Origin of the sequence: Bacillus sp. FSL E2-8887, from assembly GCF_038007205.1 — a bacterium.
Lineage (GTDB): Bacteria > Bacillota > Bacilli > Bacillales > Bacillaceae_G > Bacillus_A > Bacillus_A mycoides.
In genome coordinates, this window is the sequence record NZ_JBBOWS010000001.1 from 4,035,929 (window position 1) to 4,052,708 (window position 16,780).

Below are 16,780 nucleotides of genomic sequence, written 5' to 3' on the forward strand. Positions count from 1 at the left end.
TTTTCTACACTCCCTATTAATGCATCATGCGTCGTACGGCATAAATTTCTGGAACACGTTTAATGCGCTCTACTACTTTTTTCAAGTGTTGTAAGTTTCGAATAGAAATCGACATGTTAATCGTTGCCATCTTATTACGATCACTTCTACCAGAAACAGCTGAGATATACGTCTTCGTTTCTGTAACAGCTTGTAATACTTCATTCAATAAACCACGACGATCATAGCCTGAAATTTCAATATCAACATTGTACTCAATTTCTTTTTCAGGACTACCTTCCCAATCTACTTCTAGTAAACGCTCCACCGCTTCTTCTGTATGCACATTGACGCAATCGCAACGGTGAATTGATACGCCTCGACCTTTCGTAATATACCCAACGATATCATCTCCTGGAACTGGGTTACAGCATTTTGATAAACGAATTAACAAATTATCTGCATCACTTACCTTTACACCAGAATCCCATTTTCGAATTTTCATCGGTTTACGAACTTCTTTAACTTCAACGATGTCTTCTTCTTCACGTTGTTTACGGAACTTGTCCGTTAGTCGCGTAACAATTTGCGCTGCTGTAATTCCGTTATATCCAACTGCTGCAAACATATCTTCTTCATTTGCAAAGTTAAACTTCTCAGCGACACGTTTTAAATTATCAAGCGCTAATACTTCTTTCATCTCATACTCTAAGCCACGCACTTCTTTTTCAACAAGTTCACGGCCTTTTTCAATATTTTCATCTCTACGTTGTTTCTTAAAGAATTGACGGATTTTATTTTTCGCATGAGATGTTTGAGCAAGCTTTACCCAATCTTGACTTGGACCATACGAATGTTTCGATGTTAAAATTTCAATGATGTCACCAGTTTTCAACTTATAATCAAGCGTCACCATTTTCCCATTTACTTTTGCACCAATTGTCTTGTTTCCAATTTCCGAATGGACACGATACGAAAAATCAATTGGAACAGAGCCAAGTGGTAATTCCATTACATCGCCTTTTGGTGTAAAGACGAATACCATGTCAGAGAATAAATCAATTTTTAATGACTCCATAAATTCTTCTGCATTAGAAGCTTCATTTTGCCATTCTAATATTTGACGGAACCAAGTTAGTTTCTTCTCTAATGTACCCGTTGTTTCTGCTGCTTTACCTTCTTTATACGCCCAATGTGCCGCGATTCCGAATTCTGCAATCTCATGCATTTCTTTCGTACGAATTTGCACTTCTAGCGGATCACCTTTTGGTCCAATTACAGTCGTATGAAGAGATTGATATAAATTTGCTTTCGGCATTGCAATATAATCTTTAAAACGACCTGGCATTGGTTTCCAGCACGTATGAATAATTCCAAGCACCGCATAGCAATCTTTAATACTATTCACAACGACACGTACAGCTAGTAAATCGTAAATTTCATTGAATTGTTTATTTTGCAATGCCATTTTACGATAAATACTGTAAATATGTTTTGGTCTTCCAGAAATCTCAGGTTGAATTGAAACCTCTTTTAATTTCTCGCGAATGCCAGTCATTACTTCATCTAAATATTCTTCACGCTCTGCACGTTTACGCTTCATTAAATTCACAATACGATAATATTGCTGCGGGTTTAAATAGCGAAGTGACGTATCCTCTAACTCCCATTTAATAGTACTAATTCCGAGTCTATGTGCTAAAGGTGCAAAGATTTCTAACGTTTCATTCGCAATGCGACGCTGCTTCTCTTGAGGCAAATGTTTCAATGTACGCATGTTATGAAGACGATCAGCTAGTTTAATTAAAATAACTCGAATATCTTGAGCCATTGCAATAAACATTTTGCGATGGTTTTCTGCTTGTTGCTGCTCATGGGATTTGTATTTAATCTTTCCAAGCTTTGTAACACCATCGACAAGCATAGCGATTTCTTTATTAAATTCCCGTTCAATGTCTTCTAATGTAATTTCTGTATCTTCCACTACATCATGTAAGAAACCTGCCGATACTGTAGCCGGATCCATGTGTAAATCAACTAAAATACCTGCAACTTGAATTGGGTGAATAATATATGGTTCACCCGATTTTCTATATTGTTCGCTATGTGCATCACGCGCATATTCATAGGCACGTGCCACTAGCTCAATATCTCCATCCGCTAAATATTGACTTGCTTTCTCGAGTACCTGTTCAGCTGTTAGTACTTGCTCATTTGCCATCGAATCACCTTTTATTGAAAATTGACTTTATCTTTATTGAATAGAATAAATTATATTCTATCATTATAACCCAATGATTGTGAATTGTGAAAAGGAAAAGATTTTACTGACATTTCACCATGTTTTTTTGTGCAATTATACAAAAGTACCCGTTCCTCTCCAAGAGATTCACGGGTACTTTTTTATCACCGTAGTTTCACCTATATAATGATTAGTATTTTTCTAATACTAATACATCGTAACCATCTAACATTTTACGACCATCTAAGTAAGTAAGCTCTACTAAAAATGCAATTCCTGCTACAACTCCACCAAGTTCTTCAACTAGTTTAATTGTCGCTTCGATTGTTCCACCTGTAGCTAATAAGTCATCTGTAATTAATACACGTTGGCCGGGCTTAATTGCATCTTTATGGATTGTTAAAACATCCGTTCCATATTCTTTACCGTAGTCAACTGTAATTACTTCACGTGGTAATTTTCCTAATTTACGAACTGGTGCGAAACCTACTTCTAATGCATAAGAAACTGGGCAACCAATAATAAAACCACGAGCTTCTGGTCCTACTACAACATCAATGTCTCTTTTATTTGCATACTCAACGATTGCATCTGTTGCTGCTTTATATGCTTTTCCGTCGTTCATTAAAGGTGTAATGTCTTTAAACACAATACCTTCTTTCGGATAATCTGGTACAATTGCGATATGTTGCTTGAAATCCATATTTCTGAATCCTCCTCAGATATAAAAGGTTTGTAAATACAAATCCTTTACCCTAACTGTTCTACTTATTTATGATCACGAATCGTTTCAAACCATGTATATAGTTGCTGATATGTGCTATAAACCAATTCTTTCTCTAATTGTAAGTGGTTCATTTTCTCACGATATGTGTTCGATTCAATTAAATCACGCTTTTGTTTTTTGTCTGCCATAAAAATGACACCGTCTTTTATTGTAACAAATTCTAACTCAAAAAACACCTGCGTCATGAAATTTACTGTATCTTTTGACCAACCTTTATGACGACACAGTTGTTCCCCATATTGCCTTAAAGAAAATGGTGTTTTTTGGCTTAAGAAAGAATAGTACCATTTAAAATGTTCCCTCGTTGGGACCGTACTAAATAAATGATTATTCTCTTGATAAAATAGCGTGTAAATTCGAGCTGGGAATCCAGCCTTAAATACATCACCTAATTCATCTGTTCCGTTCGGCAAATCAAGTAGCACAATGTATTGATCATCAAAATGAGCTACCTCTGATGCATGCACGATATGCTCTTTATAGCCTTCTAAAGAAAATTTATTCAATACCTCTTCAGAAAAATACACCAATGTTATTTTTTCTTTCGGAAGTTCTGCTAAATTTGCTTCTACATTACGCATACTACGCCAGTCAAATAATTGCCATGCCTCTACAGCAATATCTTGCACCATTAATTGCGGCTTTTTAAAGTTATTCCATTCATTAATGGACACTTCTCCTACTACAGAAACCTTCGCAACTGGAGAGATTTCTTTCGCATAAGTACCAAATCCAAATCCAATCGTGTCCAGTGTTGCTTGTCCATCACGAAGAGCCATTTTTAAATGCGAACCATCAGATCCAATTGCACGGATACTTTCTAATTCGGCATCTTTCACCGCAATACGCGGTTTCGGATTTCCTACGCCAAATGGCGCTAACTTTTGCATATCCTCAATCGCGGCAAGCGTTACATCCTCTACTTTACAAAATGCATCCACTGCTGTAATCGGAATAAAATCTTCTGCTGTTAAAATTACATCTGCTTGCTCATTTAACCTGCGTCTTAATTCATCCACATCATTCATATTAAGCGTCATTCCCGCTGCCATCGGATGACCTCCGAAATGCGGTAACAATTCACGGCAATCTGAAAGGTTTGCAAACAAATCAAATCCTGCAATACTACGAGCCGATCCCTTTGCTGTTTCTTTATGAGGATCAATGCTTAATACAATCGTTGGACGATAAAAACGTTCAACTAACTTAGAAGCGACAATTCCAATTACCCCTGGATTCCAACCTTCTTTTGCAAGGACTAATACTTTATTTTCTTCTGGCGGGAAATTATTTTCGACTTCAGCGATAGCTTCTTCAGTAATTTGCTTTACAATATCTTTTCGAAGTTTGTTCAGCTCATCAATTTCTTCAGCGAGTTCTTTCGCTTCCTCTGGATCTTCTGATAATAAAAGGTGTACAGCAGGTGTTGCATCTTCCAAACGACCAACTGCATTAATACGAGGTGCGAGTGCGAACCCGATGCTTTCTTCTGTAATTTCGCTTTGCGAAACGTTAGCAACTTTAAATAACGCCTTTAAACCGATATTCCGAGTCATTCGCATATGCTTCAGTCCACGCTGTACTAACAATCTATTTTCACCATGAAGCGATACTAAATCGGCTACCGTACCGATTACTGCAATTTCCAACAAATGCTCTGGCACACGGCCCAAAAGTGCATGTGCAACTTTAAATGCAACACCAACACCCGCTAAATAATGAAACGGATAAACACCGCCTTCTAATTTCGGGTGAATAATCGCAAGTGCCTCTGGTAATTCTGGTGGTGGCTCATGATGATCTGTAATAATAAGATCTATTCCAAGTTCCTTCGCTACCTTCGCTTCATGTACCGCTGCGATACCAGTATCGACAGTAATAATTAGTGAGAACCCTGCACTGTGCGCCCAACGAAACGCTTCTTCATTTGGCCCATAGCCTTCAGTAAAACGATTTGGAATATAAAACTCTACTTCTGCACCTAATTCTTTGAGAGCAAGATATAACACAGTCGTACTACTTACTCCGTCCGCATCGTAATCGCCAAATATTAATATTTGTTCTCCGTTTTCAATAGCTTTTTTCACACGTTCTACAGTCCGATCCATTCCTTCAAGTAAAAATGGATCATGAAATTCTTGATCTGTTGTATTTAAAAAGTCTACAATCTTATCTTCTGTATTTAGGCCTCTGCCAAGAAATAATGAAGTCACAAGAGGTGATAGTTGCAATTTATTTGCTAATTCACTCACTAGTTCCTCATTATATTCTTTTTCTTTCCAACGCGTCTTCGGTTGTAACACGAAATCACCCCTTAACCTATCCATTATACAAGACAGATTAAGGGGTGACAATATAATGCAAACTACGATTCGATATCTATATAATTAAATATCCGTTATGTTTAATTTGGAGAATACGGATTAATATGTACAAAAACGTTTTGTACGTTATCTTGTTTCATAAGTTTTTCTTTTACATGTTTTCCGATGCGGTGACCTTCTTCTACAGTGATATATGGATCTACAGATACTTTAATATCGACAATAACATAGTGGCCATGTTCTCTTGCATATAAAGAGCCTATTTTTTTCACACCTTCCACTTGAAAAACTGCCTCCCTAAGCGGAACAACATCTTCTTCATGCAGAACATGATCGAGCGTTGCATGAATAGCTTCTGCTCCAATACTCCACGCCATCTTAGCAACGAGAATTGAGACAAATAATCCTGCAATTGGATCGGCATATACAAGCCAATCTATACCTAACTTACCACCGATAATAGCTGCACAAATGCCGATTAAAGCTGCAATTGAAGAAAACACATCCGAACGGTGCTCATATGCATTTGCAATAATTGCAGCACTATTTATCCTCTTCCCTAATCGATATTTATACTGAAACATCCCTTCTTTCACTACAATCGAAAGAATAACTGCAAAAATCGTAATTCCTTTTGGTGGTTCTAAATCTTGTGAAAAAGCTTTTATAGACGAAATCGCTATCTCTATTCCAACAATAAATAATAATACCGCAACAATAATCGCTGAAATCGATTCCGCTTTACCATGACCATACGGATGATCTTCATCAGGCGGTTGCTTTGCCGCTCGTAATCCAAAAAGTACAGCTAACGAGCCAATTACATCTGATCCAGAATGCACTGCATCCGCTAAAAGCGCCTTACTGTTTCCAATATAACCAATTACCGCTTTTACAATCGCTAATATAATATTACCAACGATTCCGACAATAGCACCAAACTCGGCCTGTTTAAAACGTTCATCTTTTTCCATAATTGAAATCCCTTCTTTTCTTAACCTATCTTTTTATCCCGCTATTTGCGGGCAGTAAGCCCCCCACCTCAAAATCCGGCAAATACAAGGAAGTTAGGCGGGAGATCAACTGCCCGTAAAAGCCCGATTGGTGAGGGCTAATAATAAGTGGGGATGAACAAAACCCCCACTTATTAAAGTTTCACTTTATTTTAACAAAATCAGCGATAACATCACCACTTTATTCCATTTCATTCTTTCAAAAGTTGCTATCTTATTGTATCCACAAACGAAAAAAGAGATGCCTCATAATGAGACATCATCTTTTTTATACTTGCGGTTCAGGTTCTTCTTTCTCAACCTTTTTCTTGTTTTTTCCCTTTTTCAAACGACGGTTTTCAAGCATTAACCAAATTTGAGAAGCAACGAAAATAGAAGAGTACGTACCTACAACTAATCCAATTAATAATGCAAGTGAGAAGTTACGCAGTGATTCACTACCGAAAATAAGTAGTGTGATTACTGGGAATAACACTGTTAACACTGTATTAATTGAACGACCAATTGTTTGACGAATACTTGAGTTTACGATTTCTTCTAGGTCTTTTATGTCGCGAACTCGTTTTTTCTGTTTGTATAACTCACGGTTTCTATCAAACGTAACGATTGAGTCATTGATAGAGTAACCAATAATCGTTAATATCGCAGCGATAAACGTTAAGTCTACCTCTATCTGGAAAAGACTAAACATAACAATCATAACGAATGCATCATGTAATAATGCGATTACCGCAGATAATGCATATGTGAAGCGGAAACGAATACTTACGTATAAGATGATAACCAATGAAGCTATCAGAACCGCGATGAATGCATTTCGTGCAATCTCTTTACCGATTGTCGGCGAAACTGTACTTACGTTTGGCTCTGTACCGTATTTATCGTTAAAGAATGTTTTTGTTTTCGCAATTTCATCTTTCGATAAAACTCCTAACGTACGAACAGCAAAACCTTTATTGTCATCTCCGGTCGGTACAATATCTTCTTCCTTCACATCGATGTTCAATTCTTTCAAATCTTTATGAATATTAGAAACAGTAGTTGCTTGTTTTGATTGCAAGTCAATACGTGTACCACTTGCAAAGTCAATACCAAGATTCATTTTGAAAATCGGTAATATAATTGCCCCAGCAATTACAACTACAATTGAGAATAAGAAAAATTTATGACCGATATTTACGAAATTAATACGATCAAATCTCGTCGGTGGATGTACTGCACCTTTTGTTAATGGAATAATATCCTTTTCCTTAACACCAAAGTAAGATAGTTTCTTATCAAAGTAACGGCTCTTTACAAGTAAACCTAGTAAGAAACGAGTACCGAATACGTTCGTAATGAAACCAACTAAAATACTTACGATTAAACTTGTTGCGAATCCTTTTACAGAGCTATTACCGTAAGCGAATAATACACCAGCTGCTGCAATTGTTGTAATGTTCGCATCTAAAATTGTCGATAATGAACGATGGTTACCAGCACGGAATGCTGACATCATCGACTTACCAATTTTAAGCTCTTCCTTCAATCTCTCGTACGTAATGATATTCGCATCAACTGCGATACCAACCCCGAGCACTAATGCCGCAATACCTGGTAATGTAAGAACTGCATGCATCCAGTTAAAGACAAGTAATGTAACGAAAATGTATAAACCTAACATAATAACCGCTACAAGTCCTGGTAAACGGTAGAATACAAGCATGAATAAGAAGATAATAGCAATACCAATCGCACTAGCGAAAATCGTTTGCTCTAATGCTTGTTGACCAAATTTCGCTCCAACAGATGTTGAATACATTTCTTTTAAATCAACAGGAAGTGCACCTGCATTTAATAAAGATGAAAGTTCTTTCGCACTTTCAACTGTAAAGTTTCCACCTACGATAGATACTTCAGCTTGGTTAAATACTTGGCTTACTGTTGCTGCTGATAAAAACTTCGGATTATTCGGTTTTGCAGCTTCTGCTTTATAGGAATCTTTTCCTTCTTCAAAATCAAGCCAAATTACCATTAAATTCGTTGGTGGTGGCATTTTTGAAATCTTTTCAGTTACTTCACGGAATTTTTCAGCGCTTTTTAGTGTAAGACCTACGCTCGCACGGCCTTGCTCATCAAATGTTTGCTTCGCTCCGCCGCCTTTTAAATCCGCTCCGTCCATAAGCAGATTATCATCCACATCACGGAATGTTAGTTTCGCTTGTGTTGATAACATTTCACGTGCTTTTTGCTGATCTTGTACACCAGCAAGCTGTACACGAATTCGATCTTCCCCTTCGATTTGAATGTTCGGCTCACTTACACCAAGAACATTGACACGATTTTCAAGAGCACCTACTGTACTTACAAGTGCATCACGATCGATTTTATCACCTTTTTTGGCTGGTTTTACTTCATACAGAATTTCAAAACCACCGCGAAGGTCTAGTCCTAGACTAATTCCTTTTGCTATGTCTTTTCCTGCCGCACCAATTACTCCACCAATTAATAAAACGATGAGGAAAAAGGCGGCAATTCTTGTACCACGCTTTGCCATATGTACCCTCTTTCTGCTACTAACACTTTCAATAAATCTCTTACGATTCATTTTCGCACGTGTGCATACGCCTAGTTAGTAGACTTACTTTCTATAAAATACATGTATTTCCGCTAGTTCATCACTAGCTGTGTCGGTAAGCTTTTCACAATACCTACACTATTCATTATTTATTTTTCCTCTTCACTACCTCCTTTATATATAATCTTAGACATAATTAATTCCTCTTTATCAATACCTATCATTATACTGCAAAAGGAAGAACAAACCAATTACAGTCGGTTATTTATTTTCATATTCATCAAACGACCAAAGTGGCGCTTGATATGCTTCAACAGTTAAATAATTCATATATTCATTAGTACTTACTCTTAATACATCATTTACTAATTCATATAACCTAACATCACTGTCTATCTTTTTCCACTTTTTCGCCTTGAGAAACTTCCAAATATCATTATCTGTCACTCGGTCGTAACCGAACAACTGAAACTCTTCTACTTTACTTTCTAAAACGACTTGTAACTGTCCGCGGTATGATTCTACCAAAGCCTCTTTATCCAACATATATAACATCTCCTTCTTATTTCAGCACGAAAAGTCGCTTTTAATCCCGCTCTAATGGACAGCAATAACTTCTTTCAAGAGTACCATTCATACTTCACTCTCTTAAATGCTTGTCATTCTTGTCTCATACGTGCATATAAATTATTGTAAATCATTCCATTGATTTTGAGAAGGTAGGAGAAGAGTATGACGAGACAAAGCTTTTTAAAAGGTGCATTTATTTTAATGATAGCTGGCTTTATTACAAAAATCCTTGGATTTATTAACCGCATTGTAATGGCACGTATTTTAGGAGAAGAAGGCGTTGGCCTTTATATGATGGCTGTCCCCACCTTCATTTTAGCAATTACATTAACACAAATTGGCCTTCCTGTTGCGATTGCAAAATTTGTAGCAGAAGCGGAAGCAGTGAACGATAAACAAAGAGTAAAAAAAATATTAACCGTCTCCCTAGCTGTTACATCCGTTATTAGTATCATTTTAACAATTGGGATTATGCTACTCACACCTATTTTAGCAAAAACATTATTAACAGATGAAAGAACTTACTATCCATTAATGGCTATTTTACCTGTCGTCCCCGTTATTGCAGTTTCTTCCGTTTTACGTGGTTATTTCCAAGGGAAACAAAACATGAAGCCGAGCGCTTACGCTCAAGTCATAGAACAAGTTGTCCGCATTACAATTATCGCTGTATGCATTCGGTTATTTTTACCTTACGGCGTAGAATATGCTGCAGCCGGTGCCATGCTATCAGCTGTTCTAGGTGAAGTTGCATCTTTATTATTTTTACTTACTTTATTCCAACGCGAAAAACATTTATCTATACGCTCTGGATTTTTCACTACTGTAAAGGAGAGCAAAAATACATTTTATTCCCTTATGGACATTGCTTTACCAACTACAGGAAGCCGTTTAATTGGTTCCGTTTCTTATTTCTTTGAACCTATCGTCGTTATGCAAAGCTTAGCGATCGCCGGCGTTGCTGCTTCTGTCGCAACTCAGCAATACGGTATATTAAACGGATATGCGTTCCCACTTCTATCACTGCCAGCCTTTATTACATATGCTCTTTCTACAGCACTCGTCCCATCAATTAGCGAGGCAATGGCAAAGAGACAACACAAATTAGTAGAACACCGATTACAACAAGCACTTCGAATTTCCTTAATAACCGGCGGATGGTCAGTCGTTATATTATATGTATTTGCTTCTCCAGTTTTAACTCTCATGTACGGATCAGACAACGCGGCCGCGTTCATCCAGCTTCTTGCACCTTGCTTTTTATTTCATTATTTTCAAAGCCCCCTTACATCTGTGTTGCAAGCTTTAAACTTAGCACGCGCTGCTATGATGAACACATTTATTGGAGCTATCGTAAAATTAATCGTTATCTTTGTACTCGCTTCACGCCCAGAGTTCCAAATGATGGGGGTTGCCCTCGCCATCGCAGCAAATATAGTAACCGTAACATTCCTTCACTACGCCACTGTTTTAAAGAAAATTGCATTTACCATTTATGCAAAAGACTATATTTTCGGCGGAATTGCTATCGGGATTGCTGGTACCTTCGGTTTTTATCTTCATAAGTATATCGTTTTTTCTCATTCACTTGGCATACAAACATTATGGGAAATCACTTTAACAACAATCGTTTATATCGTTCTCCTCTTCGTTTTCAAACTCATTCGAAAAGAAGAATTAAGTCGTCTCCCTATCATTCGGAAACTTTCATTTTTGAAATAAGCAGGCTTGCCATTCAAAATGGTAAGCCTCTAATTTTCTTTCAAATCAACGAAAAACTGTCCATTTTGAAAACTACAATATAAAATCTGTTTCACATCTTTATAACCTAAGTTATTCAGTTTCTCAACGAGCCACCCATCTGTATGTTCGATCATTTGCAAATGATTGTATTGAATTTCTCCATCAATAATTAGTGGGAGTGTAAAAATTGGTGTATCATTTTTGCTCTTTTTACTTTTTTGTTTTTGAAAGACAGATAACTTTCCAGATGGTTCTAAAATAGCGTATTCTACATCACGCACATCTCCGATTCCTTGCTCACGTAGTTGCATCAATAAATCATCTATGTTATATCGCTGCTTCCGCATCTTTTTTTCATCAATTTTACCTGCATTCACAAGAATCGCAGGCTCCCCTTCTATTAAATGCCGAAAACGCTGGAACTTTAAAGAAATGACCGACAAAATGATTTGTATACACATAAGAAAAGTCATTGGAACTAATTGATGCCAAAGTGATTTATCTGTATTTTCAATTGCCACTACAGCCATTTCACCGAGCATAATGAATACAACTAAATCTAATACACTTAATTCTCCAATTTCACGTTTACCCATAAGACGAAAAATAATTAAAATGATTATATACAAAAGCATTGTTCGTCCGATTATTGATACCCATTCCATTTCTACATCCCCTTTTTTTACTTATAGGCTCCCCTACAAAAAAGAAACTAGTCTAACTTAAACAAAATGAAAATATGCTTGTATTAAAAAGGGGGAATGCATAATGGATGGAACGAAAAAATTATCGAGCGCAATCGGCTTCGGTATTATTACCCTATTAATCCTCGCATCTATTACAAGTATGGTCATGGCTCTTTTATTAAAATTTACGAATATTAATGAAGGGACATTAGTAATTATTATTTTTATAATAGCCCTTCTATCTATGCTTATGTCTGGATTTATTGCTGGTAAAAAGGCACAAGGAAAAGGATGGCTAGTAGGTTTCACAACAGGCCTTACATTCGCTATTCTCGTCTTTCTCGTTAACTATTTAGGCTTCTCTCAAACTTTATCGAACTCACAGTTACTCTACCAATTAGCATTAATGGGTGCGAGTACACTCGGAGGTATTTTCGGTGTAAATATGTCAAAACAAAATAGTTAAAAAAAGGCCCTGCACATTTCATGCAGGGCCTTCATCATTAGTTTTTCACAACTTCACGAATCGCATTGCGATCGAAAGTTAAGTGTGAACCACCAGATTTAACAACAATTTTCGTTTCATCCACTGATTCGATTGTAGCGTGTAAACCACCGATTGTTACGATAGCATCACCTTTTTTGATTTCATTTTGCATTTGAGCAACTGCTTTTTGACGCTTTTGTTGCGGGCGAATTAATAAGAAATAGAAAATCGCAAACATCGCAACAATCATAACGATATTCATCATACCTGCATTCATCTTGTGTTCCTCCTTTTAAATTATGTATTAGAAGTTTTTAGCATTCGGTTTATTAAAGCCATACTGTTCAAAGAACTCTTCGCGGAAATCGCCAAGACGGTCTTCACGAATAGCTTGTCTCACCTGCTCCATTAAGTTTAACAGAAAATGAAGGTTGTGATAAGACGTTAAACGAATTCCGAACGTTTCATCACATTTCATTAAGTGACGAATGTACGCACGAGAATAGTTTTTACATGTGTAGCAATCACAGTTCGGATCAAGCGGCCCGAAGTCTCTAGCGAATTTCGCGTTTTTCACAACTAAGCGGCCTTCACTTGTCATACATGTACCATTTCGAGCGATACGAGTCGGAAGTACACAGTCAAACATATCAACACCGCGAATCGCACCATCAATTAACGAGTCAGGAGAACCTACACCCATTAAGTAACGTGGTTTATCATCAGGAAGAAGTGGTGTTGTAAACTCAAGAACACGATTCATAATATCCTTCGGTTCACCAACAGATAGACCGCCTATAGCATAGCCAGGGAAGTCCATTGAAACAAGATCTTTCGCACTTTGACGACGAAGTTCTTCAAACTCCCCGCCCTGCACAATACCGAATAAACCTTGATCTTGTGGACGTTCATGCGCCTTTAGGCAACGCTCTGCCCAGCGGCTTGTACGCTCTACAGACTTTTTCATGTATTCAAAAGTAGCAGGGAACGGTGGACACTCATCAAATGCCATCATGATATCTGAACCTAATGCATTTTGGATTTCCATCGCTTTTTCTGGAGATAAGAATAATTTATCGCCATTTAAGTGATTGCGGAAATGAACACCTTCCTCTTCAATGCGTCGGAAATCACTTAAGCTAAATACTTGGAATCCACCTGAATCCGTTAAGATTGCACGATCCCAGTTCATAAACTTATGCAAGCCACCTGCTTCACGAATAATTTCGTGGCCTGGACGTAGCCATAAATGATACGTATTGCTTAAAATAATGCCAGAATCCATTGCTTTTAATTCTTCTGGTGACATTGTTTTAACTGTTGCAAGTGTACCAACTGGCATAAATGTCGGTGTATCAAATGAGCCGTGTGGCGTGTGCACTCGACCTAAACGCGCACCCGTTTGTTTACAAGTTTTAATAAATTCATAACGAATTGCTGTCATAATTTACTCCTTTTATTTGTTTCTCATTTTAGCGTGAGATGCAACGAACATCGCATCACCGAAACTAAAGAAACGATATTTTTCTTTTACTGCTTCATTATAAGCATGAAGTACATTATCTCTATTTGAAAATGCACTTACAAGCATAATTAATGTTGATTTCGGCAAATGGAAGTTTGTAATTAAACCATCAATTGCTTTAAATTCATATCCTGGGTACATAAAAATATCTGTCCAGCCAGAAGCGGCGCAAAGCTTACCACTATGATCTGTCGCAATCGTTTCTAACGTACGTGTTGATGTCGTACCTACTGTAATAATACGTCCGCCATTCTCTTTCACGCGGTTTAATAACGCCGCAGTCTCTTCAGACATATGGTAATACTCTGCGTGCATATGATGCTCTTCAATAGTATCTGCAGAAACTGGTCTAAATGTTCCAAGTCCTACATGGAGTGTAATGAATGCTAACCCGACGCCTTTTTGCTTCAATTTCTCAAGTAACTCTTCTGTAAAGTGAAGGCCAGCCGTCGGTGCTGCTGCTGAACCGATTTCCTTCGCATATACCGTTTGATAACGATCGCGATCTTCTAGCGTCTCTTTAATATACGGAGGAAGAGGCATTTCTCCCAGCTCGTCTAAAATTTCATAAAAGATGCCGTCATATGAAAACTCAAGTTGACGCCCACCTTGATCTGCTGTTCCAATGCAAGTTGCTTTTAACTTTCCTTCACCAAAAGAGATGACAGTTCCTTCTTTTACACGCTTCGCTGGCTTTATAAGCGTTTCCCACTTATCGCCTTCTTCTTGTTTTAGAAGAAGTACTTCAATGTGCGCGCCTGTATCTTCTTTCACACCGTGCAAACGAGCAGGCATAACTTTCGTTTCATTTAAAACTAAGCAATCCCCCTCATGTAAGTAAGAAAGAATGTCTGTAAAATGTTTATGCTCAATATCGCCTGTTTCACGATCTAACACCATTAATCTTGATGTTTCACGATCTTCTAATGGGATTTGTGCAATAAGTTCTTCTGGTAAATGAAAATCAAACAGATTAATATCCATAACTGTATCCACCTATTTCTTATTTAAATCGATTTATTATATACATAATAAAAGATAATACAATACTTAACACAATACATGTAATGATAGGAAAATAAAAGGTAACGTTACCTTTTTTCACAAAAATATCGCCTGGAAGCCTTCCTATGAACTTCCAAGCTAATCCAACAACAATGAGCAAAATACCAGCTGTAATAAGCAGCTTTGGCATCTCCGTCATACTTTTGGCATCTCCATTCCGAAATGCTCATATGCGAGCGGTGTTACGATCCGGCCTCTTGGCGTTCTTTGTAAAAAGCCAATTTGTAATAAATACGGCTCATACACATCTTCAATCGTATGAGATTCTTCCCCAATCGTTGCTGAAACAGTTTCTAATCCAACTGGACCACCGCGAAACTTTTCAATAATACCAAGCAGTAATTTATGGTCGATATGATCAAGTCCTAATTTATCTACTTGTAATAGTTCTAACGCCATTTGTGTAATTTCCATCGCAATCGTTCCGTCACTGCGAACTTGTGCGAAGTCACGTACACGTCGTAATAGACGATTCGCAATACGAGGTGTACCACGAGCACGTCTTGCAATTTCTAATGCAGCTAACGAATCTATTTCAACTTCAAACACTTCTGCTGTACGTTCTACAATCGCAGAAAGCTGATCTACTGTATAGTACTCTAATCGTGACAGTACACCGAAACGGTCACGAAGTGGTGCTGATAATGCACCTGCACGCGTCGTTGCCCCAACTAGCGTAAATGGAGGTAAATCTAGACGTACAGAGCGAGCTGACGGTCCTTTCCCAATAACGATATCAAGGCAAAAGTCTTCCATCGCTGGGTATAACACTTCTTCAATAGATCTATGCAAACGATGAATTTCATCAATAAATAATACATCTCCTGGCTGAAGCGCTGTTAATACAGCTGCTAAATCTCCTGGTCTTTCAATTGCGGGACCTGACGTCGTTCGAATGTTAACACCCATTTCATTGGCAATAATATTCGCAAGCGTCGTTTTACCAAGTCCAGGTGGGCCATATAAAAGTACGTGATCTAACGTTTCTTCACGCATTTTCGCCGCTTCAATAAACACTTCTAAATTATGTTTCGCTTTATCTTGGCCAATGTACTGACGGAGCGTCTGTGGCCGTAATGAATACTCTAAATCCGCATCTTCGTATCCAGATTCCCCTGAAAGGAGACGTTCGTCCATTATACTCACCTCTTACCATTTAGTAAAAGACTAAGTGCCTTTTTAATATATTGATCCGTCGTTAGTGATTCTTTTAATAACTCTGGTACAACGCGAGAGACTTCTCGTTCTGCATAGCCAAGTGCACGCAGTGCTTCCAGTGCTTCATCAAGTTCAACTGATGAACCTTTCTTCGTATCAAAACTTTCAGTATCTGAGAACAAATCAACAAAAGCATCTGGTACAACATCTGCTAGTTTTCCTTTTAAATCTAAAATCATTTGGCGCGCTGTTTTCTTTCCGACGCCTGGGAACTTCACTAAGAACTTCTCATCTTCATGTTCAATCGCTTGAACGACCTGTCCGGTTTGACCAGAAGCTAAAATTGCAAGAGCACCTTTTGGTCCAATCCCCGATACACCTAACAATTTTGTAAATAATAAACGCTCTTCACGTGTTTTAAACCCGTAAAGTGCCATAATATCTTCTCTCACATAATGATATGTATAGACACGGATTTCTTGCTTACTTCTTTGAAATACATACGGATTTGGTGTGAAAATTTGATAACCAATTCCATTATGATCAATTACGACATATTCCGGTCCTACATACTCCACGTAGCCTGTAACATATTCAAACAAAATACGATCTCTCCCTCTTAAATCATGTATTCCATTTTAACA

At 37.7% G+C, this 16,780-nt stretch carries 15 protein-coding genes; 2 read left to right on the plus strand and 13 right to left on the minus strand.

The genetic code is table 11. The features are described 5' to 3' along the window. Positions 1-16: 16 nt before the first annotated feature. The 6 genes from relA to NSQ08_RS20750 all read right to left on the minus strand — a co-directional run bounded on the left by relA (position 17) and on the right by NSQ08_RS20750 (position 9,448). Positions 17-2,200: a GTP diphosphokinase gene (relA, locus tag NSQ08_RS20725; protein WP_340778545.1), complete on the minus strand. Its 2,184-nt coding sequence runs from the start codon at positions 2,198-2,200 to the stop codon at positions 17-19. A gap of 211 nt (positions 2,201-2,411) precedes the next feature. Beyond that, positions 2,412-2,924 carry an adenine phosphoribosyltransferase gene (locus tag NSQ08_RS20730; protein ID WP_002015305.1) on the minus strand — a complete coding sequence of 171 codons (513 nt, stop codon included), beginning with the start codon at positions 2,922-2,924 and terminating at the stop codon, positions 2,412-2,414. 65 nt (positions 2,925-2,989) lie between these two features. Next, positions 2,990-5,311, minus strand: coding sequence for a single-stranded-DNA-specific exonuclease RecJ (recJ, locus tag NSQ08_RS20735; protein WP_033709438.1), 2,322 nt, complete (start codon positions 5,309-5,311; stop codon positions 2,990-2,992). A 101-nt stretch (positions 5,312-5,412) separates the two neighbouring features. Beyond that, a complete protein-coding gene (locus NSQ08_RS20740; protein WP_002034095.1) occupies positions 5,413-6,306 on the minus strand; it encodes a cation diffusion facilitator family transporter in 894 nt (297 codons plus the stop codon). A 307-nt stretch (positions 6,307-6,613) separates the two neighbouring features. After that, on the minus strand, positions 6,614-8,881 hold the full coding sequence (gene secDF / locus NSQ08_RS20745) for a protein translocase subunit SecDF (protein ID WP_002129230.1): 2,268 nt from the start codon (positions 8,879-8,881) through the stop codon (positions 6,614-6,616). Between the two features lie 282 nt (positions 8,882-9,163). Next, complete coding sequence (locus tag NSQ08_RS20750) at positions 9,164-9,448, minus strand: post-transcriptional regulator (RefSeq protein WP_002015311.1); 285 nt, start codon at positions 9,446-9,448, stop codon at positions 9,164-9,166. A 186-nt stretch (positions 9,449-9,634) separates the two neighbouring features. Between NSQ08_RS20750 and spoVB the strand changes: the two genes are divergently transcribed. Continuing rightward, positions 9,635-11,194 carry a stage V sporulation protein B gene (gene spoVB / locus NSQ08_RS20755; RefSeq protein WP_002034136.1) on the plus strand — a complete coding sequence of 520 codons (1,560 nt, stop codon included), beginning with the start codon at positions 9,635-9,637 and terminating at the stop codon, positions 11,192-11,194. A gap of 29 nt (positions 11,195-11,223) precedes the next feature. Here the strand turns inward: spoVB and NSQ08_RS20760 are convergent, their stop codons facing one another. Next, the gene (locus NSQ08_RS20760) at positions 11,224-11,880 is read right to left on the minus strand and encodes a DUF421 domain-containing protein (RefSeq protein ID WP_002015314.1); all 657 of its coding nucleotides are present in this window, start codon (positions 11,878-11,880) and stop codon (positions 11,224-11,226) included. A 103-nt stretch (positions 11,881-11,983) separates the two neighbouring features. On the opposite strand from NSQ08_RS20760, the gene NSQ08_RS20765 reads away from it, so the two are divergent. Continuing rightward, the gene (locus NSQ08_RS20765; RefSeq protein WP_002034133.1) at positions 11,984-12,367 is read left to right on the plus strand and encodes a TIGR04086 family membrane protein; all 384 of its coding nucleotides are present in this window, start codon (positions 11,984-11,986) and stop codon (positions 12,365-12,367) included. Between the two features lie 37 nt (positions 12,368-12,404). Here the strand turns inward: NSQ08_RS20765 and yajC are convergent, their stop codons facing one another. From yajC to ruvA, 6 genes are read right to left on the minus strand one after another with little or no spacing between them, the layout of a single operon-like run. Continuing rightward, positions 12,405-12,665: a preprotein translocase subunit YajC gene (gene yajC / locus NSQ08_RS20770; protein ID WP_002034132.1), complete on the minus strand. Its 261-nt coding sequence runs from the start codon at positions 12,663-12,665 to the stop codon at positions 12,405-12,407. A 27-nt stretch (positions 12,666-12,692) separates the two neighbouring features. After that, positions 12,693-13,832, minus strand: a complete 1,140-nt coding sequence (tgt, locus tag NSQ08_RS20775; RefSeq protein ID WP_002015319.1) for a tRNA guanosine(34) transglycosylase Tgt — start codon at positions 13,830-13,832, stop codon at positions 12,693-12,695. Between the two features lie 12 nt (positions 13,833-13,844). Then, on the minus strand, positions 13,845-14,897 hold the full coding sequence (gene queA, locus NSQ08_RS20780; RefSeq protein ID WP_002129232.1) for a tRNA preQ1(34) S-adenosylmethionine ribosyltransferase-isomerase QueA: 1,053 nt from the start codon (positions 14,895-14,897) through the stop codon (positions 13,845-13,847). Between the two features lie 19 nt (positions 14,898-14,916). Beyond that, positions 14,917-15,117 carry a DUF2905 domain-containing protein gene (locus NSQ08_RS20785; protein ID WP_000138162.1) on the minus strand — a complete coding sequence of 67 codons (201 nt, stop codon included), beginning with the start codon at positions 15,115-15,117 and terminating at the stop codon, positions 14,917-14,919. Further along, positions 15,114-16,115: a Holliday junction branch migration DNA helicase RuvB gene (gene ruvB / locus NSQ08_RS20790; RefSeq protein ID WP_000344470.1), complete on the minus strand. Its 1,002-nt coding sequence runs from the start codon at positions 16,113-16,115 to the stop codon at positions 15,114-15,116. Before ruvB ends, NSQ08_RS20785 begins: the two co-directional genes overlap by 4 nt. Positions 16,116-16,120: 5 nt before the next feature. Continuing rightward, the gene (ruvA, locus tag NSQ08_RS20795; protein WP_002088786.1) at positions 16,121-16,738 is read right to left on the minus strand and encodes a Holliday junction DNA helicase RuvA; all 618 of its coding nucleotides are present in this window, start codon (positions 16,736-16,738) and stop codon (positions 16,121-16,123) included. Positions 16,739-16,780: the final 42 nt, after the last annotated feature.

Bases quoted from the DNA above. Each gene is read 5' to 3' on its own strand.
- relA (WP_340778545.1), bottom strand. From the start codon at position 2,200: ATGGCAAATGAGCAAGTACTAACAGCTGAACAGGTACTCGAGAAAGCA.
- NSQ08_RS20730 (WP_002015305.1), bottom strand. From the start codon at position 2,924: ATGGATTTCAAGCAACATATCGCAATTGTACCAGATTATCCGAAAGAA.
- NSQ08_RS20740 (WP_002034095.1), bottom strand. From the start codon at position 6,306: ATGGAAAAAGATGAACGTTTTAAACAGGCCGAGTTTGGTGCTATTGTC.
- secDF (WP_002129230.1), bottom strand. From the start codon at position 8,881: ATGGCAAAGCGTGGTACAAGAATTGCCGCCTTTTTCCTCATCGTTTTA.
- NSQ08_RS20750 (WP_002015311.1), bottom strand. From the start codon at position 9,448: ATGTTGGATAAAGAGGCTTTGGTAGAATCATACCGCGGACAGTTACAA.
- spoVB (WP_002034136.1), top strand. From the start codon at position 9,635: ATGACGAGACAAAGCTTTTTAAAAGGTGCATTTATTTTAATGATAGCT.
- NSQ08_RS20760 (WP_002015314.1), bottom strand. From the start codon at position 11,880: ATGGAATGGGTATCAATAATCGGACGAACAATGCTTTTGTATATAATC.
- NSQ08_RS20765 (WP_002034133.1), top strand. From the start codon at position 11,984: ATGGATGGAACGAAAAAATTATCGAGCGCAATCGGCTTCGGTATTATT.
- yajC (WP_002034132.1), bottom strand. From the start codon at position 12,665: ATGAATGCAGGTATGATGAATATCGTTATGATTGTTGCGATGTTTGCG.
- tgt (WP_002015319.1), bottom strand. From the start codon at position 13,832: ATGACAGCAATTCGTTATGAATTTATTAAAACTTGTAAACAAACGGGT.
- queA (WP_002129232.1), bottom strand. From the start codon at position 14,897: ATGGATATTAATCTGTTTGATTTTCATTTACCAGAAGAACTTATTGCA.
- NSQ08_RS20785 (WP_000138162.1), bottom strand. From the start codon at position 15,117: ATGACGGAGATGCCAAAGCTGCTTATTACAGCTGGTATTTTGCTCATT.
- ruvB (WP_000344470.1), bottom strand. From the start codon at position 16,115: ATGGACGAACGTCTCCTTTCAGGGGAATCTGGATACGAAGATGCGGAT.